Raw genomic sequence first — 23,468 nt, 5'->3', positions numbered from 1 at the left:
GGAGAAGGGGGGCGTCGCCACGGCCGATTACGCTTCGCCAATCGACTCTACTTGCTTGCCCTGCTGCAACTGGCCTGGCTCGGCTGGCTGCTAGCCTTCCCCGTGGCGCTCGATTCCGACGATGCCCTGAACTTCGCCCACGGGGTGGTGCGCTTCAGCGTGCTGGAGTTTTCCCCCCACTTTCCGGGCTACCCCGCCTTTATCTGGCTGGCGCGGCTGATCAATCTGGTGGTGGACGATCCGGCCCGGGCGGTGCTGTGGGCAAGCCTCTTGGGGAGCAGCTTGCTGGCGCCGCTCGCCGCCTCCCTCGCGGTCAGATTGTGGCAGCGGCCCAGCCTGCTGGTGCCGGTCTGGCTGCTGGTATTGGCCCTGCCGCTCACCCCGACCCTAGCGCTCTCCGGCCTGTCCGACGGGCCTGCGCTCGCCGCCTGGCTGGCAGCGCTGCTGGCCTTGCAACAGCGCAAGATAGCGCTGGCGGGTTTGCTGCTGGGCCTTATGCTGGCGCTGCGTCCCTCCTACTTCGTGCTGACCCTGCTGCCCCTTTGGCTTGGGATGGCGCAGCAGGGCAACCGCGTCAGATTTGTGCTCCCCATCGCGCTGGTAGGGCTAGCCTGCCTGCTGTGTGTCTGGCAGGCCGACGGCTGGGCCTATTTTGCCGAGGGGCGGCGCTTTACCGACGGCCACTTTACCCTGTGGGGCAACACGGCGGCAGCCCACGGGGATCGACTGCTGAGCTGGGCGAATACCTTCAACGATCAGCTGACCCCACTCTGGCCCCTCTTGATGGGGGCCTTGCTGATACTGCCGCTCTGGCAACGCTCAAAGGATCACAATCCAGCCCCCTCCGTGCTCTGGCCCCTCTACTGGCTCGTTCTGCTGCTGTGGACCCTGGTTGGCCAGAATCCGGACAATCCCCGCCATCTCGCGCCCATCACCCTGCTCGGCCTCGTGCTGCTGGCAGGCTGGCTGCCACGCCGAGGAGTTGGGCTGGTCGCGTTGGCCGGATTGCTGCTGCTCGCGGTGACCTTCACCCCACCCCGCCCATCCGCCATGGTGCAGGCGGCCAGAGTCGCCGAAAAAAACTGCCCGGCGCTGGTGACCCAGTGGGGAGTGAGGCTGCTTAGGGAAACCACAACCCTGCCCGTCACCGACGGCTGGTACCGGGGGGATGCCGCCCTTGCGCTCACCCAGGGGGCCTGCCGCCTCAGCCGCCGCCCCCTGGGGGCAGAGGCGCTACCAGGCCCTTATGACACCCTCTGGTTTGCCCCCCGCTTTCACGCCGAACCCGGCCTCTGGCTCGCCCTGCCCCGCTAAACCGGGCACTTGCGAGGGCATCGCACGACTCGTCTACACTCACAGCCGGGTCTGTCAGGAACCAGTGCAATGGAAAGAAACACGAGCGGAACCGGGGAGGGGATACGGGTCGCGCTGGCCCTGTTGCTGGCCTGCGCCCTGCTGATGCTGCCGCTCTGGTGGCAGGGGGGCAGCCAGGGACACGATCTGTTTCATCACCTGCTCTCCGGCCACTACTTTGCCCGTCAGCTCTGGCAGGGGGAACTCTATCCCCGCTGGCTGATGGCCATGAACGGCGGCTTCGGCAGCCCCACCTTCTTCTTCTATCCCCCGCTCCCCTACTACGTCAGCGCCCTCTTTGCCGGGCCCGGTGCCCTCCCCCAGCAGGCCATCTACCCTTTGCTTGGCAGCGCCACCCTGGCCCTGCTGCTCTCCGGGGTGTTTGCCTATCTGTGGCTGCGTGCCACCACGCCCCCTGGCCGAGCCCTGGCCGCCAGCCTGCTCTATCTGGCGCTGCCCTATCATGTCGCCATGGATCTCTATGCCCGCTTCGCCCTGGCGGAGTTCTGGGCCTTCGCCTGGGCTCCCCTTATTCTGCTGGGGCAGGATCTCGCCCACCGCGAACGACCTCAGGGGTTGCCCCTGCTGATCCTGGGGCTGGCGCTGCTGGCCTTCTCCCACCTCCCCGGCCTCTTGCTCATGATGGGGCTGGTCACCTTGCGCGCCTTCTGGTTCGCCAGACGCACCCGCACTCTGACGCCCTGCTGGCAAGCCCTCGGCGCCCAGGGGGTGGGGCTTTGCATGGCAGCCGCCCTGCTGCTGCCCGCCCTGGCGGATCAGGGGGCCATCTCCATGGAGCTGATGCGCGGCGGCATGTTCGACTACAGGCGCAACTTTCTCGACCGCCTGCCCAGCGCCTGGGAGGACTGGCGTTTTCGCGGTCACCTAGCGTGGCAAAGCATGCTGACCCTGGCCCTGCTGCTCATCGCCTGGGCCGCCGCCCGGGAGCCGCGCCACCCCGAGCTGCTGTGCTGGGGGGCGATCGGCGTCGTCGCCTTCCTGATGATGCTGCCCCCGAGCCAGCCTCTCTGGAGCCTGCTTCCCCCCTTGCAGCGGGTGCAGTTTCCCTGGCGGCTCAACCTGGTGCTCGCCCTTGCCACGGTCGCCGTGGTGGCGCTCGGCACCCAGCCCCATCGTCTCTGGCAGGGGCTCTGGTGGGTAGTATTTCTGCTGACCCTCCTCTCCACCCTGGCCTATGTGCGTCACGCCCCCCTCACCCAGGCCCCCGAACGGGAAGCCATGGCATTCGAGTTCGACAGCAAGCGCAGTGCCCGGGAATACAGGCCAAGGCAGGTGCCGGGGGGCATGTTTGCCCCGACCCTGCTCGCCTGGAAGGAGGAATTCCAGCCGCCCGTCAGCGCCGAACCGCCAGGCGCAAGCTGGACCCTGACCCGCTGGCAACCCCGCGCCCTGGCGCTGGAGATCAAGGCCCGGGTGCCGACCCGGCTGGTCCTGCACCAATACCATTACCCCGGCTGGGAGGCCCGCCTCGACGGGCACCTGGCGCTGACGGTGAGCGCCAATCGCCAGGGGTTGATGCAACTCTGGGTTCCGGCGGGCCACCACAGCCTCACCCTGACCCTGGCGGCGCGCTGGCCGGAGCGCACCGGCAATGCCCTCTCCCTGCTCGGATGGCTTGCCTGGCTCTGGCTGCTCTGGCGCCACACCAGACAAAAGAGCATCGGGCAGGATGCACCTGATCGCGCCCGCCAAAACTGATAGACTCAACACCTGCCTCTTAACCCGGCCCAGCCCACGACTCGGATACCCTATGCCCCAAGCCAGCTCCCTCTCCCCCCGTTTCCTCTTCATCCTGCTCGGCGCCCTGGCGGGCCTGACTCCCCTCGCGGTGGACATGTATCTGCCCGCCATTCCCGCCATCGCCCGGGATCTGGCTACCAGCATCGACGGCGCCCAGCTCACCATCAGCGCCTTCCTGGGGGGCTTTGCCATCGGCCAGCTCTTTTACGGGCCGCTCGCCGACAGCTTCGGCAGAAAGCCGGTGATCCTGGCGGGCCTGACGATGTTTGCCGTGGCCTCCGTGGGCTGCGCCATGGCGGACTCCCTGCCTGAGCTCCTCGCCTGGCGTATGTTGCAGGCCGCAGGGGGCGCCGCGGGTTCCGTGGTGGTCAACGCCCTGCTGCGCGACCTGTTCGAGAAGGATGCGTTTTCCCGCGCCATGTCCTTCGTCATCCTGGTGATGACCCTCGCCCCCCTGGTGGCCCCCGTGGTGGGGGGGTATATCAGCGCTCACAGCGACTGGCGGGTCATCTTCTGGCTGCTGGTGGCCATCAGCCTGCTCATCTGCCTGGTGATGCAGTGGAAGATTGAGGAGACCCTCAAACCCGAGCACAAGCAGCCCCTGCGACTCGGGCAGGTGCTTCGCAACTACTGGGGGGTGCTCTCCCACCGTGGAGCCATGGGCTATGTGCTGTGCGGCGCCCTGTCGAGCTCCGGCATGTTCGCCTTCCTGAGCGCCTCCCCCTATGTCTACATCGAGTATTTCAAGGTGCCGACCGAGCACTACGGCTGGCTCTTTGGCCTCAATATCCTGCTGATGATGGTGGTCACCTTCGCCAACAGCCGGCTGGTGAAAGGGGTGGGTGCCGAGCGCATGCTGCGATACGGCCTGACCGTGCTGCCGCTGGCCGGGGCCCTGCTCATCTACAACGCCTGGAGCCAGACTGGCGGCCTGTGGGGCATCGTCATCCCCGTCGTGCTCTTCGTCGGCCACATCAGCCTGGTGGGGGCCAACGCCATGACCGGCCTGATGGGCCACTTCCCCCAGTCCGCAGGCACCGCCTCGGCACTGGCGGGCACCCTGCGCTTTGGCCTTGGGGCCCTGGTGGGGGTCCTGGTCAACCTCAATCCCCCCGAATCGCCGCTCCCCATGGCCATCGCCATCGCCGGCTGCGGCCTGGGGTCGGCCCTCAGTTACTGGCTGCTGAGCGGCAAGCGCGTCCCCTGATGCCTTGCAATGAAAAAGCCCTGTCCATGGACAGGGCTTTTTGCATCGGGGCGCAGGCCTCAGTCATCGGCCTGCAACCCACTGCGCGCCAGGATCTCGCTCTCCAGCCCGTCCAGGCTTAGCTGGTTCTTCTTGCGCCAGTAGGCCTCTATCCCCTCCTGCCCCTGGCGTGCCGACCAGTTGGCAAGATCCTCCCTGTCTCCCTGATAGTCAAACAGAGGCACCGACATGCCGCACGACGTCTGGACCCGTTCAATGTCCAGCAGGAAGATCTGGCGAGCCGCGACGCTTGGGGGGAACAGCGCCAGCAACGACGGCCACTGCGGATCAGTGCGGTGCAGCACCCGTGCCTGGCCATAGGCCCGCAGAATAAGCGGCGCCCCCTCGAAGGCGCAGAACATCACCGTCATGCGCGGCTGTTGCAGCACCTGGGCCGCGGACTCGTTGCCGCTGCCGGTCAGGTTGAGCCAGGCCAGGGTGTGGGCATCGAGGACGCGCAGCGAATCCCCGCCCTTGGGGGAGAGATTGACCGATCCCTTCGCGGCTGCCGTACCGACAAAGAAGATCTTCTGCCCCTCGATAAAGGTGACATGGCGCGGCGAAAGCGCCTCGAACAGTTGTCCCATCTTGCCTCTCCCTGGTGCCTGGAACCGGGTTGCCTAAAACAGGGCGCTGTTGAGCCACAGGTGCGCCCCTATGCCGACCATATAGCCAAGCAAAATGGCAGGCAACCACTTGAGGTGCCCGACGAAGGTATACATGCCCCTGGCCTGCCCCATCAGAGCCACCCCGGCGGCGGAGCCGACCGAAAGCAGACTGCCCCCCACCCCGGTGGTCAATGTCACCAGCAGCCACTGCCCCGTGCTCATCTGCGGCTCCATGGAGAGCACGGCGAACATCACCGGAATGTTGTCGATCAGGGCGGAGAGCAGGCCGATGGCGACGTTGGCCAGGGTCGGATCGCCGCCGTCGTAGAGGAAATGGGAGGCAAGCGCCAGATACCCCATAAACCCGAGGCCGCCGACGCACATCACCACCCCGTAGAAGAAGAGCAGGGTGTCCCACTCCGCCTTGGCAATCTTGTTGAACACATCGAACGGCACCACCGAGCCCAGACGCAGCAGCCTGGCCTCGTCCCCGGTGCGCTCATACAGCGCCCGTGCCCGGGCCAGGGTGACGGGCTGGGTCTTTCGCAGATAGAAACTGAAAAATTGCAGGTAGCCCAGCCCCATCATCATGCCGAGCACGGGGGGCAACCCCAGGAAGTGATGGCAGGCGACGGCGGTCACTATGGTGAGCACAAAGAGCAGCACGATGACAACGGCGCCGCGCCTTGGCACCACCATCTCGCCCGGCATGGCGGGCACCAGACGGGGCACCATCAGGCTCATCAGGGTGGCCGGCACCAGGAAGTTGAGCAGGGCGGGGATGAAGAGCAGCAAGAACTGCTGGAACGGCACCTTGCCCGCCTGCCACACCATCAGGGTGGTGATGTCGCCAAAGGGGCTGAAGGCGCCGCCCGCATTGGCCGCCACGACGATGTTGATGCAGGCCAGGTTGATGAAGCGGCGCTCCCCGTTGGCCACGTTGAGCACCACTGAACACATCAGCAGCGCCGTGGTGAGGTTGTCCACCACGGGGGAGATGAAAAAGGCGAGAAAACCGGTGAGCCAGAAGAGCGTACGCAGGCTGAAGCCCGCCTGCACCAGGCGTACCCGCAGCACGGCAAACAGCAGCCTGTCCTCCATGGCGTTCACATAGGTCATGGCCACCAGCAAGAAGAGCATCAGCTCGGCATACTCCAGCAGGTTGTGGCGAAACCCGGCCTGAGCCAGCTCGCTGTGCCCCTGCCCCGTATAGACCAGGCCGATGGCTATCCAGATGATGCCGGCGGCCACCAGCACCGGCTTGGATTTTCGCAGCTTCAGGTACTCCTCGGCCATCACCAGGGCATAAGCCAGGGCGAAGATGGCGAGGGCGAAGAGCCCGACCCCGCTGTGGGTCAGATCGAGGGGGCCGTTGCCCGCAGCGGCGGGGGCACTGAGCAGGGCCGCCCCGGGCACGAGGCGAAGGAGTCCAGACATGGCGGCATCTCCTGGCAGGCGTCTGGCATTGAGGCTAGCAGCGCAAAGGGAAGCCGCCTCTTTGTCATCCTGATGAGCGGCCCGCCGCGGGCACTCAGGCAAACATGAGCGAGGCCCGTTGCCGGGCCCCGTCATCAGGAGGTCTTCTTGCCAAAACCCGATTGCTTGAGGGTGTAGCCTGCGCTGTTTTGCCAGGCATCCAGCCCGCTTCGGTTGTTGCCCGCCACCAGGCTCGCGGCCAGGCTCGGGCTGTTGAAGAGCTGATCAGCGGTAAAGATGAAGCCCCCTTCGGGGTGGGGAACGAGCACCCCCTTGCCCAGCAGCTCCTGGCGCAGCTCGATCACCGCCTCGCGCAGGGAGGCCGCATCCTCGCCGTTGGCGGTGGAGCCCGCCTGGACCATGAAACCGGGGTTCTGCCGCTTGCCCACCGGATAACCATGGGCCTCTGCCCCCTTGCCGTTGAAGTGGTAGAGCTCGCGCTCCCCCGGCTTGTTGTCGGAGAGGGCCTTTTGCAGGGTCATCAGCTCGTTGTAGATATCGATGGGGACCACGGCAGCCTGCTTGACGCCCTTGCTGTCGACGATAAAACTGACTTGCTTGTGTAACATCCTTGCTCATCCTGTGACCCATGGAAGGCCCTATTCTAACCACCTCAGGCGAGCGGGATCCAGCGAGGATCCCCATCCCTTTTGCAGGCGCGATCACTAACTGGCATAGTGACGGACATTGTGAAAGCCATTGACCATCAAACGGTTATCCCATGCTTAGCCTGCGCAACCTCAGTAAACGCTTCGCCAACGGCGGCGAGACGCTCCCCCTGTTTGAGGGGCTGGATCTCGCCCTCACCCCGGGGGAAACCTGCCTGCTGCTGGGGCAAAGCGGCTGTGGCAAGTCCACCCTGCTCAACCTCATCGCCGGTCTCATCGCCCCGGACGAGGGGGAGATCTGGCTGGAAGAGACCCGTCTCGACACCCTGCCGATAAACGAGCGGGCCCGGCTTCGCGGGCGCCATTTCGGCATCGTCTATCAGGATTTCAACCTGCTGCCGACCCTGACCGTGGCCGAGAACCTCGCCCTGCCCCTTCAGATAAACAACCTGCCCCAGGACGATGGGCGCCTCGATGCCCTGCTCGCGCGCCTTGGCATGAGCCACAAACGCCACGCCTGGCCGGAACAGCTCTCCGGCGGCCAGCGCCAGCGGGTGGCGCTGGCCCGTGCCCTCATTCATCAGCCCCGTTGGCTGCTCGCCGACGAACCCACCGGGAGCCTTGATGAACACAACGCCGAGCAGGTGATGGCCCTGATGATGAGCGCGGTGCGCGATACCGGCGCCGGTCTCTTGCTGGTGAGCCACAACCCGGGCTATGGCGACCTGGCGGATCGGGTGCTGCGCCTTGAAGGGGGGCAGCTGGTCGAGCTCAAGGGGCGCCGCCATGGCTGACGTCTGCCGGGAGGCCTGCTGATGTTGCCGCTCAAGGCGCTGCTGCGCCTCTATCGCGCTCACCCCTGGCTGCTCTTGATGAGCCTGGCCGGGCTCACCCTCGGGGTCACCCTGGTGGTGGCCATCGAGCTCTTGAACCACAGCGCCCGCACCAACTTCGTCGCCGCCCGCAGCCAGCTCGCCGGGGAGGCCAACTACCGCCTGGCCCCCCAGGGTGGCTTGGATGAGCAAGTCTACGTGAGGCTGGTGCGAAGCCAGCCGAACCTTGACGCCATGCCAGAGCTTCACGCCTGGCTCAAGGACGAGCAGGGGCGCAGCTTCCAGTTGCTGGGGATGGATCTCTTCAACCCCGGCCCCCTGCGCCGCCTCTTTGGCGATGCGCCAGACAGCCAACCCGATGTCTCGTTGAATCGCGGCGACAGTGTCTGGCTGGCCGCCCCCGAGGCGAGGCGCCTTGACTGGCAACCGGGCCAGTCGCGAACCTTTGTGCTGGGGGATGAGGGGCAACGCCCCCTGACCCTGACCCTGGCGGGCACCTTCGAGCCCGGCGCCGTCCCCATGGAGCGGCTGCTGGTGACCGACATCGGCCTCGCCCAGCCCCTGCTTGGCAAGGAAGGCAGACTGGATCGCATCGTCTTCAAACTCAGTGAGCAAGAGGCCAATACCTTGCAAAGAGCCCTGCAGGCGGCCCTGCAATCCTATGCCCCCCATCAGCCCCTCTGGCTCGAGCCCATCAGCCCGGCGCTCGATGCCAGCCAGCTCGGGGATGCGCTGGCCCTGAACCTCACCGCCCTCTCCCTGCTCGCCATGGCGGTGGGATTGTTTTTGGTGTTCAACGCCCAGCGCTTCGTGCAGAGCGTGCGCCGTCCCCTGCTCGCCCAGCTCATCATCCTCGGGATGCCGCCGCGCCGGGTGCTGCGCTGGCTGACCCTGGAGATCCTGATCCTCGCCACCCTCGGCACCCTGCTCGGGCTGCTGCTGGGGAGCCTGCTGGCCCTCGCCCTGATGGGGCAGCTCACCCAGGCGCTGGCCGACCTTTATGGCCCCAACCCCATCGACCTGCTGCGCCTCTCCCCGACGAGCCTTGGCAAGGCGCTGGTGATTGGTCTTCTGGGGATGCTTGCCGCCAACCTGCCCGGCTGGTGGCAACTGCTGCGCCAATCCCCCCTTGCGCTGCGAGAGGGCAACAGTCGCCCGCCGGCTCACCCCTGGCAACGCCGGGGGCTTGCCATCGCCATCCTGCTGCTGTGCGCCCTGTGTCTGTGGCAGCCCTACACTGGCCTTGGCGGCGCCCTCTTCGTGGCCGGGGGCTGGCTGCTCGCCATGGCCCTCCTGCTGCCCGATGCCCTTCGCTCCTTGCTGGGGCGGCTGCGTGCACGCGGCCCCCTCACCGCCCGGCTCGGGGTGGCCGAAACCCTCTATCACCTGGATCGCACCGCCATCGCGGTGATGGCGCTGCAACTGGCCATCGCCGCAGCCATCGGCATCGGGGTCATGGTGTCGAGCTTTCGCTCGAGCGTGGAGATCTGGCTCGGCCAGCGCCTGGCCGCCGATCTCTACGTCACCGCTCCCAAGGGGGTGGCGGGCAGCAGGGGCGCCCTCGGCGAGCAGACCCTCAACACCATCCTCGCCGCGCCGGACGTGCGCGCCGCCTCCCGCCGCGCCGTGCTCCCCGCCCGCTGGCAGGGGCAGCCCATCGAGTGGGCGCAGATGGACTTTATTCCCGAACTCAAAGCCGCCTATCCCCTGCTGGCCGGGCGCTGGCCCGCCGCTCCCGACGAGGTGCTGGCGAGCGAACCGCTGACGGTACGCCTCGGGGTCAGGGTGGGCCAGCGCCTCGAGGTGAGCGGCGAGCAGGGGCCACGCACGCTCACCGTCACCGGCGTCTATCAGGATTACGGCAGCGACAAGGGACAGATACTGCACGCCTTCGAAGGGGGCAAGGTGCAATCCCTTGCCCTCTTCAGCCCGGATCCCGAGCGCCTTGGCGACAGGCTCAGGAGCCAGTTTGGTGAGCAGGTGAACCTGTTGCCCGCCCCCGCCATCCACGCCGCCGCCCTCAGGGTGTTCGACCAGACCTTCGTGGTGACCGAACTATTGAAGTTGCTGATCCTGGGGATCGCCTTCGTCGGCATCGGCTCGGCCTTCATGGTGCTGGGACTGGCCCGGCGCGGCGAGTTGCAGACCCTGCAGAGCCTTGGCCTGAGCCCCCGCCACTGCCGCCGGCTGCTGGTGTGGCAAGGGGCGGGATTGGGGCTGCTCACGGCATTGTTGGCACTGCCGGTGGGCTATGGCCTTGCCTGGGTGCTGATTGAGGTGGTCAACCCCCGCGCCTTCGGCTGGCGGCTGGCCTTCGAGGCCGCCCCCCTGCACGCCGTCACGGCGCTCCTGCTCGCCCCCGTCTGTGGCGCGCTCGCCTCCTGGTACGCCGCAAGGAGAGTGGTATGACATATCGGTTGGCGCTCTGGCTCAGCCATGGCTTGACGTTCCCATTGACCAGATCTCTGTCACCGCACTTGATTCAGCGCAGAGAAGCGCAGAGAGCTGCCGCGAACCATCCCCTCTCCCTTCGGGAGAGGGCCAGGGTGAGGGGGATCTTGTCCTCTTTACAGACCCTGTGGCTTGCAGCCCTCTTGATCCCGCTTGTTGCCATAAGCGGCCACGCGCAGGCCAGCGATCTGGGTGCCATCCTTGGCGGCGGCAACAATCACTTCAAAAAGGCTCTGCCGGGTCAGTCCATCCACCTGCCCACGGATCACGGTGCCCACCCCGACTACCGCTCCGAGTGGTGGTATCTCACCGGCAACCTCAAAGACGAGCAGGGACGCGGCTACGGCATGCAGTGGACCCTGTTTCGCCAAGGCATCGAGCAGGAGATAACATCCGACAACCCCTGGCTCACCCCCCAGCTCTGGCTGGCCCAGTTCGCCATCACGGATGTGAGCAAAGGCAGCCACCAGCAGGACGAGCGCACCAGCCGCCAGGGGCCGGGGCTCGCCGGTGCCAGCGGCGGTGAGTATTGGCTGAAAGAGTGGGTCTTGGCCTCTCAAGGAGAAGCGCTCTTTCCCGCCACCCTCAAGGTGCAGAGCAAGGCGGGGGATCTTGATGTGAAGGTGAGCGCCGCCAAGCCCGCGGTGCTACAGGGCAAAGCGGGTTACAGCGAGAAGAGCCCGGGCAATGCCTCCTTCTACTACTCCTACCCCCGCCTGACCATCAGCGGCACCCTGACCCTGGATGGCGAGACCCGCCACGTCAGCGGTGAGGGCTGGTTTGATCACGAGTGGAGCAGCTCGGTATTGGCCGAGTGGCAATCGGGCTGGGACTGGTTTTCGCTGCAATTTGAGGATGGCCGCGAGCTGATGCTGTTTCGCCTGCGCACCAAGGCAGGACGCACCGAGCCTGAGAACCACTACGGCATCCTGATCGAACGGGACGGCAGCAGCCGGGTATTAAGCCCAGATCGTATCCGTCTCACCCCCGGCAAGACCTGGCGCGGCCCCAAGGGGCAAGCCTACCCCATCGAGTGGCAACTGGAAGCCGCCGAGTTGAACCTGACGATCCGTGCCCGCCAAGCCAATCAGGCCATGACGGGGCGCTTTGACTACTGGGAAGGGGCGGTATCCGTCTCGGGGGATGCAAAAGGCGTCGGTTATCTGGAGATGACGGGGTATTGAACCCAAGGCCTGCCTCATTTCTCGCTGCGTCTCTTTGTGTGTTGCGGGGCGAAGTCTACGCCCCATTACCATCTCTACGGTTTGGTTCTGAGGCAACTTCCCAATAACAGCCAGCACCCAATATCCTGCCCTATCCAATTTCTGATCCCCATCAAAAATACTCACCAACCCACACCCAAAGTAAAACATTTTGCTCAACATATGCTGCTGTACTTGGTACCCTGTTTATGCGCCAGCCCTAAAGGCAGCCAGGGAGCGACTACGGTTCGTACATCCTCAATCAGTTAACCACAGCACAATGGAGGCTATATTCCGTGCGGTAGTCGTGTGATTTAGTGAGTAATGAAATATAACTGGATACCAGTAAACACCATTGTTTTATAGTTAGGCAGGGTTTATAAAATCGAGATTGAGTGTGTTATACGACATGACAATCTCAGTGAGATCCTCCTCTATGTAGAAAGCACCTAGGGATACAAGAATAAAAAATCATTTTCTTTGTCAATCCCTTGTTCATTAACACAGTCAATTCAACATTTGATACCCAGGGAAGAAAATGAAAGGGAAAGTTACTCAATGGAATGATGGCAAGGGCTTTGGATTTATTACGCCAGAGGATGGTTCAGAAAAAATATTCTTCCATATCTCTGCTGTGAACCCTAATGACAGAAGGCCACAGATTAATGACGAGGTGTTGTTTGAGACTGACACCGATAGTCAGCGACGGGTGAGAGCGACAGAAGTTTACTGTGAAGGTTGGACTCTTCGTCCTATCAAACAACCTTCCAAACAAAGCTCTCGTTCTAAGGGAGGGCCAAGTGATAAAAAAATCATACTTGAACCTGTCAGAAAAACACCTCTGGATTATGTTTTTTTAATCTTGGCTATAGTTTTGATAACTTTTACTGGCTTTAAATATTATAAAGAAAAAGACCTTGCGATATCACTTCCTATTGCATTGTTTGCAATGATATTACTTGCTCTCTTCAGTCGTCCCAAAAAACCTTCAAAAAAATTCTTTACCTGTTCTCGTTGTCGCTGCAATGCCCCGTTTGACAATCGCACCATTCGCGCTTGGAATACGGGAACAATGAAACTCTATTGCTCAAATTGCCATGCTGAATGGTTGAGTAACCGAGAAACAACAAATAATGATTTCCACTCATCATCAAACCGGGGTAGCGGCTGCCTTGGTGTTCTAGTAATGATGATCGTTATTCCAGTAGGGTTAGTGTCTATCGCATCTTGGCTGAGTTGAACATTACTTAATGGGAACTTGTCGTGAAGCAGTTAATGGCCAGATAAACTCCCGACTCTTGCACCTACTTCTTTATCTCACCACTTGATCAACCAGATGAGGATACTGTGATAGGGAATACTGTTACCACCTCATTTCTCAGGTGCAGCTGTATTCCATGGCTGCAGGCACGGCAATGGGGAACTCAGAAGTCATTAATCCCTCATCTTCTGTTTGTGCCAAAAAGTGAAAGTACAGGTGAACACTCCGGCATGGCCTTACAACCCTCTTTCGCTTTCTGCCTTGATGGCACCCAGTATCCGGCGCCGGATCAGGCCGCTGACGGGGCGGATCAGATACCAGTAAGGTGCGAACTTGAGGCGGCAGGCCAGATCCGGGCAGAACACCCTTGTCTGGGTGGTCAACCGGGTGGTGCCGTTTGGCTGGCGGCTGGCCGAAAACCCCAGGGCGAGCTTGGCGACGCCTGGCGCCGCAAAGTCCAGATACGCCTGACTGTCCGCCATGGTCACCAGACCAAAGTCCGGCCGCCAGAACCGGCCGACAAGGCCGTAGAGCAGCGTGTTGTCGTCCTGGCTGTCGAGCGGCACGAATCTGTCCAAGCCAAAGGGAGGCGGGCTGGCGCTCTGTTGGCGGCCAAGAAGATGCCCAAGGCGCATCGGCACTTCCCGCAAGCCGATCAGGTGGCGAAAGGCCGGATCCGCTTCCGGTCGATAGTTGGCCGCCGCCTGGATGACGGTGCGCGGGTCGGCGGCAATGTCGCGGGCGTGCTCTTCACAGAAGTGATAGGCAGGCAGATAGTGGTTTAGCGGCGTCATCAATTTTTCCTTACCATCGTTCGTATCAGTATCGGCCCCTTTCATAGCACGTAGCACCAGACAAGTCCCGTTTTTAAGCCACCTTGTTCACCCCATTGAAAACGGCAGGATAGTTATCCTGCCGTTTTTTTCTCTATCTCGCCGCCTGATCCACCAGATAGAGGATGCTGTGATAGGGAATGCCAGCGTGCTGGCTGAGCCCCATTTCACAGGTGCGGCTGTTGCTGAATCCCTGACGGCAATCCCTGGGCACCTGAGCGGGCAGGCAGGCAAGCGCCGCGGCGTTGAGCTCCGGGGTCATCAGCCCCTTGTCGCCGGCAAAGCCGCAGCACTGGATATGCTCAGGGACTATCACCTCCCGGGCACAGGCGCGGGCCACCGCCAGCATCTTATCCCCCAGCCCCATGCGCCGGCTGCTGCAGGTGATATGGAGCATCACTGTCTCATCGATGGGGGTCAGTTCAAGGTGGGGCAGCAGGTGTTCCAGCACAAAGGCAGAGGGCTCGAACACCCGAAGGCCCTTGCCGAGCGCCCCCGACAGCAGTCGCTGCACACAGGGGCTGGTGTCGAGCAGCACGGGCCAGCGCCCCTGCTCGCTTGCCTGCCACAGCGCCTCGGCCAGCTCAGTACGCTTGGCAGCGGCCACCTCGACCATCCCCTTGCTGTCATAGGGCATGCCGCAGCAGAGCCCCTCAACTCTCGCCGGCACGATGACCCGGCAGCCCGCCTTCTTGAGCAGAGATAACACCACATCCGGCAGTGAAGGGGCATCCTCCTGCTGGCCGAATACCCGGCTCGCGCAGGACGGCAGGTACACCACGGCGCGATCCTCTCCAATGTCCTCGCTGGATCCGCCATGGCTCCCCTCCCCTTGCGACCACCGGTAACGGCTCGGCCCCGGCAGGGTGGGCAGCCAGGCGGGCGTGCGCTGGCCGCTCAGATGGCGAACCCCGTTCACCAATCCTGCCAGCGCTTTTTCCCCCAGCAGCTTGCCGGCAATGGCTTTGAGGCCCAGCGCCCCACGGGCCGTGCGGGTGACCCCTACGAAGTGATCGGCGCTCCAGCGGGCAATGGGCACGAAACGCTGGTATTTGTCGGTGCGCAGCTTCTTGATCAGGCTGCCGGTGTTGATGCCGACCGGGCAGCGATCGGCGCACAGCCCAGTGGCGGCACAGGTCTCAATCCCTTGATAGTCAAACAGCCGGGCCAGCTCGCGGGAGGGCTCATCGGCACGATTGCGGCGGGCCAGTTCGCGATAGAGCACGATGCGCTGACGCGGCGACAGTGACAGGGTGCGCGAGGGGCAGACCGCCTCGCAGAAGCCGCACTCGATGCACGGATCCACGATGGCATCGCTCGCCGGCATGGGCTTGAGGTGGGCCAGGTGGGCCTTGGGGTCGTCGTTGATGATGACGCCGGGATTGAGCAGGCCGTCGGGGTCCAGCAGCGCCTTGATGCGGCGCATCAGCGCCATCCCCTCCGGCCCCCATTCCAGCTCCACATAGGGGGCCATGTTGCGGCCGGTGCCATGCTCGGCCTTGAGGGACCCGCCAAAGCGCACGGCGACCAGCTCCGCCACCGCATCCATAAAGGCGCCGTAGCGGGCCACCTGGGCCGGATCGTCGAACCCCTGGGTAAAGACGAAGTGCAGGTTCCCCTCCAGCGCGTGGCCGAAGATGATGGCTTCACCGTATTGGAAGCTATCGAACAGGGCTTGCAGCCCCACCACCCCTTCGGCCAGGCGCTCGATGGGAAAGGCGACATCCTCGATGATGACGGTGGTGCCGGTGGTGCGCACCGCCCCCACCGCCGGGAAAAGCCCCTTGCGAATGGCCCAGAGCCCGGCGCTGTCGCTGGTAAAAGGCACAGAGGCGACCTGGGCGAACTCGGCGGCCATGGCCGTCACCTGCTCGCAGCGATCCACCAGCGCCTCTTTCGATTCCCCATGCACCTCGACAAGCAGGGCGCAGGCGGCCAGATCCAGCGTCTTGATAAAGTCCGGCAGACCGGGCTTGCCCGCCACCGAGCGAAGGGATCGCCCATCCATCAGCTCCACCGCCGCCACCGGCGCACTTTTCAGGCGCGAGGTGGCCAGACAGGCCTGCTCGGCGTCCCGGAACACCAGCAGGGCCGAGGCCTTGTGGGGGTATTCGGGCACGGTATCGAGCACCACCTCGGCGATAAAGCCGAGGGTTCCCTCCGAGCCGATCATCAGGTGGGTGAGGATATCGACGGGATCCTCATGGTCGAGCAGGGCATTGATGGCGTAGCCGGTGGTGTTCTTGAGCCGGTACTTGTGGCGGATCTTGGCGGCAAGCTCGGCGTTCGCCAGCACCTCGGCGCGCAGGGCGGCAAGCCCCGTGAGCAGCTCCGGGCGCACAGCCGCCAAGGCGGCGCGACTGTGAGGGTCGCCACTCTCCAGCACGGTGCCATCGGCCAGCAGCAGGGTCATGGCGTGCAGGGTGTGATAGCTGTTATGGGCGGTGCCGCAGCACATGCCGCTCGCGTTGTTGGCGGCGATGCCACCGAGCTTGCAGGCGTTGATGGAGGCGGGATCCGGCCCAATCTTGCGCCCCAGAGGGGCCAGATAGCGGTTGGCATCGGCGCCGATCACCCCGGGTTGCAGGGCGATGCGCGCGCCATTGTCCAGAATGCGGTGGCCGCGCCAGCTGTCGGTCAGGGTGATGAGCACCGAATCGCTCAGGGCCTGGCCCGAGAGGCTGGTACCGGCGGCGCGAAAGGTGCACGGCAGGCCCAATTCGCGGCACACCGACAGCACGAAGCGCACTTCATCCAAAGAGTCGAGGCGCACGATGCGCTCGGGCACCAGGCGGTAGAAGCTGGCGTCCGTGCCGTGGGCCAGCCGAAGATCCGGGTCGCTCACCAGCCGCTCCGGCGCAATGCGCGAGAGCACGGCGGCGTCAAATTCATTCCAGCGCATCAGCAATCCTCCACCAGCACGACCAACAGGCGGCTCGGGCCGTGGGCGCCGTAGGCCAGGGTTTGCTGGATGTCGGCGGTCTTGGAGGGGCCGGAGACCAGCAACAGATTGGTGGGCATGGCCTGCTGCCAGCGCCCGGCCGCCACCAGCCCCGCCAGGTTGTCGGCGATGGTGGAGGCCGCCAGCAGGGCGATATGGCAGGGGGGCACCAGGGACAAGGTGCGCGGCTCACCGTTATCCGGCAGCAATACGAGCGTGCCGGTGTCGGCGATGGCGCCCGCGCAGTGGGTAATACCCGCCTGACAGACGTCGAACAGATCGTCCTTCCAGCTCGCGAACTCGCCTGCGGGGGTCAGCACAGATCGCCCGGCGCAAGCGGCCGCGACCTCCTCCTGCCAACGGCCGCCCTGACCACAGGCCAGATGCGTTATTGCTTCCCCATCCAGCCAGGCGGCCAGATCCCGGGCAAGGTTTGCCTGTTGGACTGTGAGGATCTCGGCATGGCTGGCGCTGATCCCGGCAACAAAGCGCTCACGCCGCGCGCCGTCATCTGCCCCGCGCCAGGGCTGCCAGCCATGGGGGGCGTGGGCCATGGGGGTAGCGGCGCCGCGCAGGCGGCTTAATATGGCCTCTTTGCTCGACATCTCAGGACTCCTTCTTCTTCTGGCGCAGCAGGGCGTGCAGGCTCTGGGGGGCGGGTTTGGGGGCTTCGCGGCACTGGGTCCAGGGGCCCAGGTGTTTGGGCATCAAGCCCCGCAGGCGACCGGCCACCCCGGTCGCGGCGTGATAGAGGCGCGGGTGGGTGGCGGCAAAGGCAAAGCCCTGCATGGCAAGGGTCTCGAGCCGGCTCTTGGCCGCCCCCTGCCCCGCCAGCGGTTCGTGGCCGGGCTGTGCGTCGTGCTTGGCCTCCCGGCGCAGGCGCTGCAACAGGTCGGGAATGGGGATGCGCACCGGGCACACCTCGCCGCAGGCACCGCACAGGCTGGATGCGGTCACCAGATCGCTCGTGCTTTCCAGCCCCAGCAGGTGGGGGGAGATGATTTTGCCGATGGGACCCGGGTAGATGGTGCCATAGGCGTGGCCGCCGATGCGGGTGTAGACCGGGCAGTGGTTCATGCAGGCGCCGCAGCGGATGCACTGCAAGGTCTTGCGCAGCTCCTCGTCCCGGTAAGCCTGGCTGCGGCCGTTGTCGAGCAGCACCAGGTGCACCTCGTCCGGGCCGTCCAGCTCCCCTGTCCGGCGCGGGCCGCTGATGACGTTGAAGTAGGTGGTGATGGCCTGACCGGTGGCCGAGCGGGTCAGGGCGCTGTAAAGGGGCGGCACGTCGGATAGGCACTCCACCACCTTCTCGATGCCGGTGATGGCCACATGGACTTTCGGCACAGTGGTGCACATGCGCCCGTTGCCCTCGTTCTCCACCAGACAGAGGCTGCCAGTCTCCGCCACCGCGAAGTTGACGCCGGAGAGCCCCATGCCGGCGCGGCGAAACTCTTCGCGCAGGGCCCGCCGCCCGGTCTGGATCAGGGCGTCCACGTCCGTGGTGGGGGTGAAATCCGCCAGATTACCGGCGAAGGTGTCGCTCACCTCCTGCTTGTTCTTGTGGATGGCGGGCATGATGATGTGGGACGGGGTGTCGCCGTCGAGCTGGACGATAAACTCCCCCATGTCGCTCTCAAGGCAGCGGATGCCGTGGCGCGCCATCTCGTGGTTGAACCCAACCTCCTCGCTCACCATGGACTTGCCCTTGACGATGCTGCTCACCCCGTGTTGCTGGGCGATACCGAGGATGATGGCGTTGGCCTCGGCCGGTGTCTGGGCCCAGTGCACCCGGATGCCGTTGCGCTCGCAGTTGGCTTCGAGCTGCTCCAAAAGGTCCGGCAGGCGCGAGAGACAGCGCTGGCGAATTTGCTCCGCCGCATCGCGCACCGCCGCTTCTTCCTGCGGGTCGGCGAAGGCATCCCGGCGCTTGGCGCGCAGGTAATCCATGGCGCCGCGAAAGTTCTGGCGCAGCACGGGGTCGGCCAGGGCCGCCTCGGCCTGGGGATGGAAGCGGCGCGGCGAATACTTGGCGTGATCAGACATGGGGCTGGGCCTCTTTGGTATGAGCCAAATCGCTAACAGCGGCGCCGTTATGAGCTATTTCGTCACTGTCGGGGCGGCTGTGGGCGAGCAGGAAGCTCGCCAGGTGGGTGGCAGGCAAGATCCTGCCCTGATAGGCCAGGGATCCCTTGATGTTCAAGAGGCACCCCCAGTCGGCGCTCACCAGGGTGTCGGCGCCGGTGGCCAGCAGGTGGCGGGTCTTGTCCTCCACCATGGCCTGGCTGATGTGGGGGTGGCGCACCGAGAAGGTGCCGCCAAAGCCGCAGCACTCGCTCTCGTAGGCCTGTTCATGCAAGGTGACGCCATCGAGCTGCCCCAGCAGGCTGCGGGCCGTGGTGTGTACCTGCATCTCGCGCCGGCCCGAGCAGGAGGTGTGCATGACGATGCTCGCCTCCCCCACCCCGTGCCAGCGCACCCGGCAGACCCGGGCCAGAAACTCGGTGAGCTCGAACACCCGATCGCAAAAATCGGCCACCTCGGGGCTCTCGGGGAAGAGGCGGCGGTAGTGGTGGTGCATCATGCCGCCGCAGGAGCCCGACAGCACCACCACCGGCCAGGGCTCGGGGAAGAGCGCCATCTGGCTTTGCGCCACCTTGCGCGCCTCCTCCTCGTGACCCGAGGTGTAGGCCGGCTGCCCGCAGCAGGTCTGTTTCTCGACAAAGTGCACCCTTATCCCTTCCCGCTCGATCAGGGCGATGGCATCGAGCCCCGCCACCGGGTCGAACAGGTCCACCAGACAGGTGGCGTAGAGATAGACATCGGCCGGCTTGGCCGGGTAGACCCGCATTACCTTCATCACTTGCTCTCCTTACTTGAGCTGCAGCAGTGCGTCCGAGATGTGGAAGCTGTACATGAGCGCCAGCCCGATAAGGCCGGTGACCAGCAGGTAGTAGAGGGTCGGCAGCGCCGTCTTGCGCAGCGTCGCCCCCTCACGACCGAGCAGCCCCACGGTGGCCGAGGCCGCCACCACGTTGTGAATGGCAATCATGTTGCCCGCGGCGGCGCCGACTGCCTGCAGGGCCAGCATGGCGGCGGTGGAGACCCCAAGGGTCTGGGCCACCTCGAACTGGAACTGGCTGAACATCATGTTCGATACCGTGTTGGATCCGGCGATAAAGGCCCCCAGCGCGCCGATGGTGGCGCTGAGGGCCGGGAAGAACTCCCCCACCAGCCCGGCGGCAAAATTCGCGGTGGTCACCGGCATGCTGGCGAGATCCGCCCCGTTGACGCCGGAGTTGATGAAGATGCGCACCATGGGCACGGTGAAAATCAGCACGAAGCCAGCGCCGATCAGGGTGCGGCTGGACTCCCCCAGTGCCCGCCCGAAGGGGGCGAGGGAGCGCGACTGCAGCCAGGTGGCGAGCAGGGCGCAGAGCACCAGCAGGCCCCCCGGCAGGTAGAGCGGCTCAATGGAGGCGCTGACCCCCGTCTCTCCCAAAAGGTCCGTGAAGGCGAGGCTCACCGACAGGAGGCTTGCCTTGAACTCCGGGCTCACCCGGCTCGCCACCAGCAGGAGCGCCAGCGCCACATAGGGGAGCCAGGCCAGCATGAGCGACATGGGGCGACCGGCGGCCTCTTTGAGATCGAGCTTGAGGGAACCCAGCCACTCGGCGGGCCACTCGTTCTCGGGGGCGAAATCCCAGGAGTTCTTGGGCACCAGAAAACCGGCTCGCGCCGCCGTCACCACCAGGGCCAGCCCCACCAGGCCGCCGATGAGGGACGGGAACTCGGGGCCGAGCAGCATGCCGGTGAGGGCATAGGGGACGGTGAAGGCGAGCCCGGCGAAAATCGCAAACGGCAGGATGGAGAGCCCTTCGGTCCAGCTGCGGTTGCGGCCGAAGAAGCGGGTCAGCATCATCACCATCAGCACCGGCATCAGGGTGCCGACGGTGGCGTGAATGAGGGCCACGTTGGTGGTCACCTGCTGCAGGTAGATGTCCCAGCTGCTGCCACCGGCGCTCAGGGTCTGGCCGATGGACTGGTTATCCAGCCCCTTGTGGATCCCCACCAGGATGGGGGTGCCCACCGCGCCGAACGACACCGGGGTGGACTGGATCATCATGCCGAGCAGCACGGCGGCGAGCGCCGGAAAACCGATGGCCACCAGCAGCGGCGCGGCGATGGCGGCCGGAGTGCCAAAGCCCGAGGCCCCTTCGATAAAGGCGCCGAAGCACCAGGCGATGATGATGGCCTGGATGCGCCTGTCCGGCGAGATGTTGGTGAAACCGCCGCGAATGGCGGTGATGGCACCGGTGTGTTTCAGGGTGTTGAGCATCAGGATGGCGCCGAACACGATCCAGAGCACGGTCACCGTGATCACCAGCCCCTGCAGGGTGGAGGCGAGCACCCGGGTCGGGCTCATCTGCCAGCCCCAGAGGGCGATGAACACGGTCAACAGGAAGGCGACGGGCATGGCGCGCTTGGCGGGCCAGTTGAGGCCGACCAGCAGCACGGCGGCCACCACGATCGGCGAGAAGGCCACCAGGGCCAACAGGGTGTCTGTCATCATTGCGTCCTTGTCCGAGCGGTGCAGAGGCGCACCTTGTTGTTGTTTTGTTAAGCGGACGTGACCTTACCCTGTTCTTTTTTCGCGATATATGGAAATAATGAACAACATTCGTTCCAAAAATCGATAAATATGGCCAGTACTGACGACCTCATCCTCTTCGCCCAGGTGGTGGAGGCCGGCTCCTTCAGCAAGGTAGCGGAACAAAATTCCCTGACAAATTCAGTGGTTAGCAAGCGGATCGGGCGTCTTGAGGAGGAGCTCGGGGTCCAGCTCCTCTATCGCACCACCCGCCGGCTCACCCTGAGCGAGGCGGGCAAGGCGCTCTATCAAGGTGCCAAAAATGTGAAGGCCGCCGCACTGGATGCCTTCGACGCGGTGGCGGGTTTTGGTGAAAAGGTGAGCGGTCATGTGCGGATGTCGGTGCCCACCATCTCCGGCGAGCTGCTGCTGGCCGATGCGGTGGCCGATTTTTGCCAGCAGCACCCCGGGCTCACGGTGGAGATGTCGCTGGACAACCGCTTCGTCAACCTGGTGGAAGAGGGGTTCGACCTGGTCATTCGCACCGGTTATCTGGATGACTCGAGCCTGATTGCCCGCCACATTCTCGACTCCCAGTGGGTCATCTGCGCCGCCCCCGCCTATGTGCGCCGCTTCGGGGCGCCGCGCGAGCCATCAGATTTGCTCACCCACAACTGCCTGCGCTACGCCTACCAGAGCACGGGGGCCTCGGAGTGGGCCTTCAAGGGGGAAGAGGGCAACTATCTGGTGTCGGTGTCGGGGAGCTTTTCAACCGACAACGCCGGTGCCCTGCGCAAGGCGGCGCTGGGGGGGCGCGGCATCGTCTATGTGCCGCGCTGTCTGGTCTATCACGACCTGATGCAGGGGGATCTGGTGGACTTGTTTCCCGACCGGGTGGGCAAGAAGCTCGGCATCTACGCCGTCTACCCCTTCACCCGCCAGCCGCCGCGCAAGATAAGGCTGCTCATCGAGCACATCCGCCAGCGCTATCTGGAGATTGGCCACTACTTCATCTGAGGCCCTTGTCGGGCTTCAAAGAGCGGACGACGCCGCCTGACGGGAGAGAAACGCCAGGGACTGGCGGTTGAAGTGATCCGGCTGCTCCACGTTGCAGACGTGGCCGCACTTTTCGATGATTTCGAGGCGGCTGTAAGGGTCGCGGGCCACCTGCTCACGCACCGGGGCGAGGAACATGTGATCCTCCTCCCCCATCACGTAGAGGGTGGGAATGGGCAGGGCCCGCTCGCGAAAGTAGCGCATCAGGGGGTTCACCTCGGTGGCGAGACGGAACCAGCGCTTGAACTCCTTCTGGCACAGCTTTCTGGCCTCGCGCACGAAGAGGTTGCGGGACTCCTGATGGTGCTGGCGCGGCATGATGATGAAGGCGAACAGGCGGTAGAGCCACATGTAGGGCAGGAAGTGCTGGCCGAGGCGGCCAAGCTGCACCAGCACCCGGGAGCGGATGTCGAGACGCAGGATGGCGCCGCCGAGCACCATGCTCTTGACCCGCTCGGGGCGAAGCTCCGCCAGGTGGCGGATGAGGATGGTGCCAAGGGAGATGCCGACAAAATGGGCGTGGGGGATGCGCAGGTGATCCAGCAGGCGCAGGATGTCCTCGGTCACGGCCCGAAAGCTGTAGTGCCCCTTTACCACCTGCTGCAGCTGGTTGGACTGGCCGTGACCGCGAAGGTCCAGCAGCAGCACGTTGAAGTGCTCCCGGTAGGCCCGCAACTGCTTGAACCAGATGGAGGAGCTGCCGCCCGCACCGTGCACGAACACCACCCAATCCCGATCGGGACCCAGTTCAAAGGTCTTGTGGTACAACATCTCATGGGCTCCCGGGGTGATGGGGGGTATACTCGGCGCGCATATTAACAGAAGGCTCACCCCGGTGAACATGCTTCCACCATGATCGGACCAGCCTGGAGTCCCCATGACCCTCGTTCAATTGCGTGAATTTTTGCTCAGCCAGCCCGGCGCCACCGAGGACACCCCCTTCGGCCCGGAGATCCTGGTCTACCGCATCGCCGGCAAAATGTTTGCCCTGGTGGACTGGCAGGCGGAGCCCCTCTCCATCAACCTGAAGTGCGAACCCGAGCTCGCCCTGCTGCTGCGGGAGATCCACCCCGAGGTGAAACCGGGCTGGCACATGAACAAGCAGCACTGGAACACGGTGACCCTGAGTGAAGGCCTGTCTGACGATCTCTGGCAGGGCTGGGTAGTCCACTCCTATGAGCGGGTGGTGGCGGGTCTGCCCAGGGCGAAGCGGCCCCAGGCCCCCCGCGCGACCATCAGGGAGGATTGATC

Annotated in this window: 19 protein-coding genes; 9 read left to right on the top strand and 10 right to left on the bottom strand. The window is 64.4% G+C overall.

Going from position 1 to position 23,468, the window contains the following annotated elements:
- Positions 1-51: 51 nt before the first annotated feature.
- The 3 genes from AB5Y51_RS15945 to AB5Y51_RS15935 all read left to right on the top strand — a co-directional run bounded on the left by AB5Y51_RS15945 (position 52) and on the right by AB5Y51_RS15935 (position 4,321).
- Positions 52-1,314 carry a hypothetical protein gene (locus tag AB5Y51_RS15945; RefSeq protein ID WP_368178734.1) on the top strand — a complete coding sequence of 421 codons (1,263 nt, stop codon included), beginning with the start codon at positions 52-54 and terminating at the stop codon, positions 1,312-1,314.
- Positions 1,315-1,383: 69 nt separating this feature from the next.
- The gene (locus tag AB5Y51_RS15940; protein WP_368178727.1) at positions 1,384-3,072 is read left to right on the top strand and encodes a 6-pyruvoyl-tetrahydropterin synthase-related protein; all 1,689 of its coding nucleotides are present in this window, start codon (positions 1,384-1,386) and stop codon (positions 3,070-3,072) included.
- Positions 3,073-3,124: 52 nt separating this feature from the next.
- Positions 3,125-4,321 carry a Bcr/CflA family multidrug efflux MFS transporter gene (locus AB5Y51_RS15935; protein ID WP_010674385.1) on the top strand — a complete coding sequence of 399 codons (1,197 nt, stop codon included), beginning with the start codon at positions 3,125-3,127 and terminating at the stop codon, positions 4,319-4,321.
- Positions 4,322-4,380: 59 nt separating this feature from the next.
- Here AB5Y51_RS15935 and AB5Y51_RS15930 read toward each other — a convergent pair whose 3' ends face one another.
- The 3 genes from AB5Y51_RS15930 to AB5Y51_RS15920 form a co-directional block, all read right to left on the bottom strand.
- Positions 4,381-4,947, bottom strand: a complete 567-nt coding sequence (locus AB5Y51_RS15930) for a pyridoxamine 5'-phosphate oxidase family protein (RefSeq protein ID WP_042863680.1) — start codon at positions 4,945-4,947, stop codon at positions 4,381-4,383.
- A gap of 33 nt (positions 4,948-4,980) precedes the next feature.
- Positions 4,981-6,405 (bottom strand): sodium:proton antiporter NhaD, encoded by a 1,425-nt coding sequence (nhaD, locus tag AB5Y51_RS15925; protein WP_368178726.1) that lies wholly within the window; start codon positions 6,403-6,405, stop codon positions 4,981-4,983.
- Between the two features lie 134 nt (positions 6,406-6,539).
- Complete coding sequence (locus AB5Y51_RS15920; protein WP_010674381.1) at positions 6,540-7,013, bottom strand: DUF4357 domain-containing protein; 474 nt, start codon at positions 7,011-7,013, stop codon at positions 6,540-6,542.
- 152 nt (positions 7,014-7,165) lie between these two features.
- On the opposite strand from AB5Y51_RS15920, the gene AB5Y51_RS15915 reads away from it, so the two are divergent.
- The 4 genes from AB5Y51_RS15915 (at position 7,166) to AB5Y51_RS15900 (ending at position 12,778) form a co-directional block, all read left to right on the top strand.
- Positions 7,166-7,846: an ABC transporter ATP-binding protein gene (locus tag AB5Y51_RS15915; protein ID WP_323889448.1), complete on the top strand. Its 681-nt coding sequence runs from the start codon at positions 7,166-7,168 to the stop codon at positions 7,844-7,846.
- Between the two features lie 21 nt (positions 7,847-7,867).
- Positions 7,868-10,294, top strand: a complete 2,427-nt coding sequence (locus tag AB5Y51_RS15910; RefSeq protein ID WP_368178725.1) for an FtsX-like permease family protein — start codon at positions 7,868-7,870, stop codon at positions 10,292-10,294.
- A 185-nt stretch (positions 10,295-10,479) separates the two neighbouring features.
- Positions 10,480-11,520 carry a lipocalin-like domain-containing protein gene (locus AB5Y51_RS15905; RefSeq protein WP_368178733.1) on the top strand — a complete coding sequence of 347 codons (1,041 nt, stop codon included), beginning with the start codon at positions 10,480-10,482 and terminating at the stop codon, positions 11,518-11,520.
- Positions 11,521-12,076: 556 nt separating this feature from the next.
- The gene (locus AB5Y51_RS15900; protein ID WP_368178724.1) at positions 12,077-12,778 is read left to right on the top strand and encodes a cold shock domain-containing protein; all 702 of its coding nucleotides are present in this window, start codon (positions 12,077-12,079) and stop codon (positions 12,776-12,778) included.
- 257 nt (positions 12,779-13,035) lie between these two features.
- Here AB5Y51_RS15900 and AB5Y51_RS15895 read toward each other — a convergent pair whose 3' ends face one another.
- The 6 genes from AB5Y51_RS15895 to AB5Y51_RS15870 form a co-directional block, all read right to left on the bottom strand.
- Entirely contained in the window at positions 13,036-13,593 is a 558-nt protein-coding gene (locus AB5Y51_RS15895) for a hypothetical protein (protein ID WP_266135999.1), read from the bottom strand.
- 133 nt (positions 13,594-13,726) lie between these two features.
- Positions 13,727-16,534 (bottom strand): FAD-binding and (Fe-S)-binding domain-containing protein, encoded by a 2,808-nt coding sequence (locus AB5Y51_RS15890; RefSeq protein ID WP_368178723.1) that lies wholly within the window; start codon positions 16,532-16,534, stop codon positions 13,727-13,729.
- Positions 16,534-17,178: a lactate utilization protein C gene (locus AB5Y51_RS15885; RefSeq protein ID WP_368178722.1), complete on the bottom strand. Its 645-nt coding sequence runs from the start codon at positions 17,176-17,178 to the stop codon at positions 16,534-16,536. Before AB5Y51_RS15885 ends, AB5Y51_RS15890 begins: the two co-directional genes overlap by 1 nt.
- 1 nt (position 17,179) lies before the next feature.
- Positions 17,180-18,616: a LutB/LldF family L-lactate oxidation iron-sulfur protein gene (locus tag AB5Y51_RS15880; protein WP_368178721.1), complete on the bottom strand. Its 1,437-nt coding sequence runs from the start codon at positions 18,614-18,616 to the stop codon at positions 17,180-17,182.
- A complete protein-coding gene (locus AB5Y51_RS15875) occupies positions 18,609-19,430 on the bottom strand; it encodes a (Fe-S)-binding protein (RefSeq protein WP_319862804.1) in 822 nt (273 codons plus the stop codon). The genes AB5Y51_RS15880 and AB5Y51_RS15875 overlap by 8 nt, the downstream gene beginning before the upstream one ends.
- A 12-nt stretch (positions 19,431-19,442) precedes the next feature.
- A complete protein-coding gene (locus AB5Y51_RS15870; protein WP_368178720.1) occupies positions 19,443-21,140 on the bottom strand; it encodes an L-lactate permease in 1,698 nt (565 codons plus the stop codon).
- 60 nt (positions 21,141-21,200) lie between these two features.
- Here AB5Y51_RS15870 and AB5Y51_RS15865 point away from each other — a divergent pair, with 60 nt between their 5' ends.
- Positions 21,201-22,178: a LysR family transcriptional regulator gene (locus tag AB5Y51_RS15865; RefSeq protein ID WP_368178719.1), complete on the top strand. Its 978-nt coding sequence runs from the start codon at positions 21,201-21,203 to the stop codon at positions 22,176-22,178.
- 15 nt (positions 22,179-22,193) lie between these two features.
- Here AB5Y51_RS15865 and AB5Y51_RS15860 read toward each other — a convergent pair whose 3' ends face one another.
- Positions 22,194-22,988, bottom strand: a complete 795-nt coding sequence (locus AB5Y51_RS15860; RefSeq protein ID WP_010674369.1) for an alpha/beta fold hydrolase — start codon at positions 22,986-22,988, stop codon at positions 22,194-22,196.
- A 106-nt stretch (positions 22,989-23,094) separates the two neighbouring features.
- On the opposite strand from AB5Y51_RS15860, the gene AB5Y51_RS15855 reads away from it, so the two are divergent.
- Positions 23,095-23,466, top strand: coding sequence for an MmcQ/YjbR family DNA-binding protein (locus AB5Y51_RS15855; RefSeq protein WP_182935564.1), 372 nt, complete (start codon positions 23,095-23,097; stop codon positions 23,464-23,466).
- Positions 23,467-23,468 lie beyond the last annotated feature (2 nt).

Source organism: Aeromonas sp. R7-1 (assembly GCF_040908115.1).
GTDB classification, from domain to species: domain Bacteria; phylum Pseudomonadota; class Gammaproteobacteria; order Enterobacterales; family Aeromonadaceae; genus Aeromonas; species Aeromonas caviae.
The sequence above is the reverse complement of the archived record's forward strand: the minus strand, read 5'-3'. Positions and strand labels throughout refer to the sequence as shown.

Bases quoted from the DNA above. Each gene is read 5' to 3' on its own strand.
- AB5Y51_RS15885 (WP_368178722.1), bottom strand. From the start codon at position 17,178: ATGTCGAGCAAAGAGGCCATATTAAGCCGCCTGCGCGGCGCCGCTACC.
- AB5Y51_RS15890 (WP_368178723.1), bottom strand. From the start codon at position 16,534: ATGCGCTGGAATGAATTTGACGCCGCCGTGCTCTCGCGCATTGCGCCG.
- AB5Y51_RS15900 (WP_368178724.1), top strand. From the start codon at position 12,077: ATGAAAGGGAAAGTTACTCAATGGAATGATGGCAAGGGCTTTGGATTT.
- AB5Y51_RS15860 (WP_010674369.1), bottom strand. From the start codon at position 22,988: ATGTTGTACCACAAGACCTTTGAACTGGGTCCCGATCGGGATTGGGTG.
- AB5Y51_RS15880 (WP_368178721.1), bottom strand. From the start codon at position 18,616: ATGTCTGATCACGCCAAGTATTCGCCGCGCCGCTTCCATCCCCAGGCC.
- AB5Y51_RS15915 (WP_323889448.1), top strand. From the start codon at position 7,166: ATGCTTAGCCTGCGCAACCTCAGTAAACGCTTCGCCAACGGCGGCGAG.
- AB5Y51_RS15870 (WP_368178720.1), bottom strand. From the start codon at position 21,140: ATGACAGACACCCTGTTGGCCCTGGTGGCCTTCTCGCCGATCGTGGTG.
- nhaD (WP_368178726.1), bottom strand. From the start codon at position 6,405: ATGTCTGGACTCCTTCGCCTCGTGCCCGGGGCGGCCCTGCTCAGTGCC.
- AB5Y51_RS15935 (WP_010674385.1), top strand. From the start codon at position 3,125: ATGCCCCAAGCCAGCTCCCTCTCCCCCCGTTTCCTCTTCATCCTGCTC.
- AB5Y51_RS15855 (WP_182935564.1), top strand. From the start codon at position 23,095: ATGACCCTCGTTCAATTGCGTGAATTTTTGCTCAGCCAGCCCGGCGCC.
- AB5Y51_RS15920 (WP_010674381.1), bottom strand. From the start codon at position 7,013: ATGTTACACAAGCAAGTCAGTTTTATCGTCGACAGCAAGGGCGTCAAG.
- AB5Y51_RS15910 (WP_368178725.1), top strand. From the start codon at position 7,868: ATGTTGCCGCTCAAGGCGCTGCTGCGCCTCTATCGCGCTCACCCCTGG.
- AB5Y51_RS15930 (WP_042863680.1), bottom strand. From the start codon at position 4,947: ATGGGACAACTGTTCGAGGCGCTTTCGCCGCGCCATGTCACCTTTATC.
- AB5Y51_RS15875 (WP_319862804.1), bottom strand. From the start codon at position 19,430: ATGAAGGTAATGCGGGTCTACCCGGCCAAGCCGGCCGATGTCTATCTC.
- AB5Y51_RS15895 (WP_266135999.1), bottom strand. From the start codon at position 13,593: ATGACGCCGCTAAACCACTATCTGCCTGCCTATCACTTCTGTGAAGAG.
- AB5Y51_RS15940 (WP_368178727.1), top strand. From the start codon at position 1,384: ATGGAAAGAAACACGAGCGGAACCGGGGAGGGGATACGGGTCGCGCTG.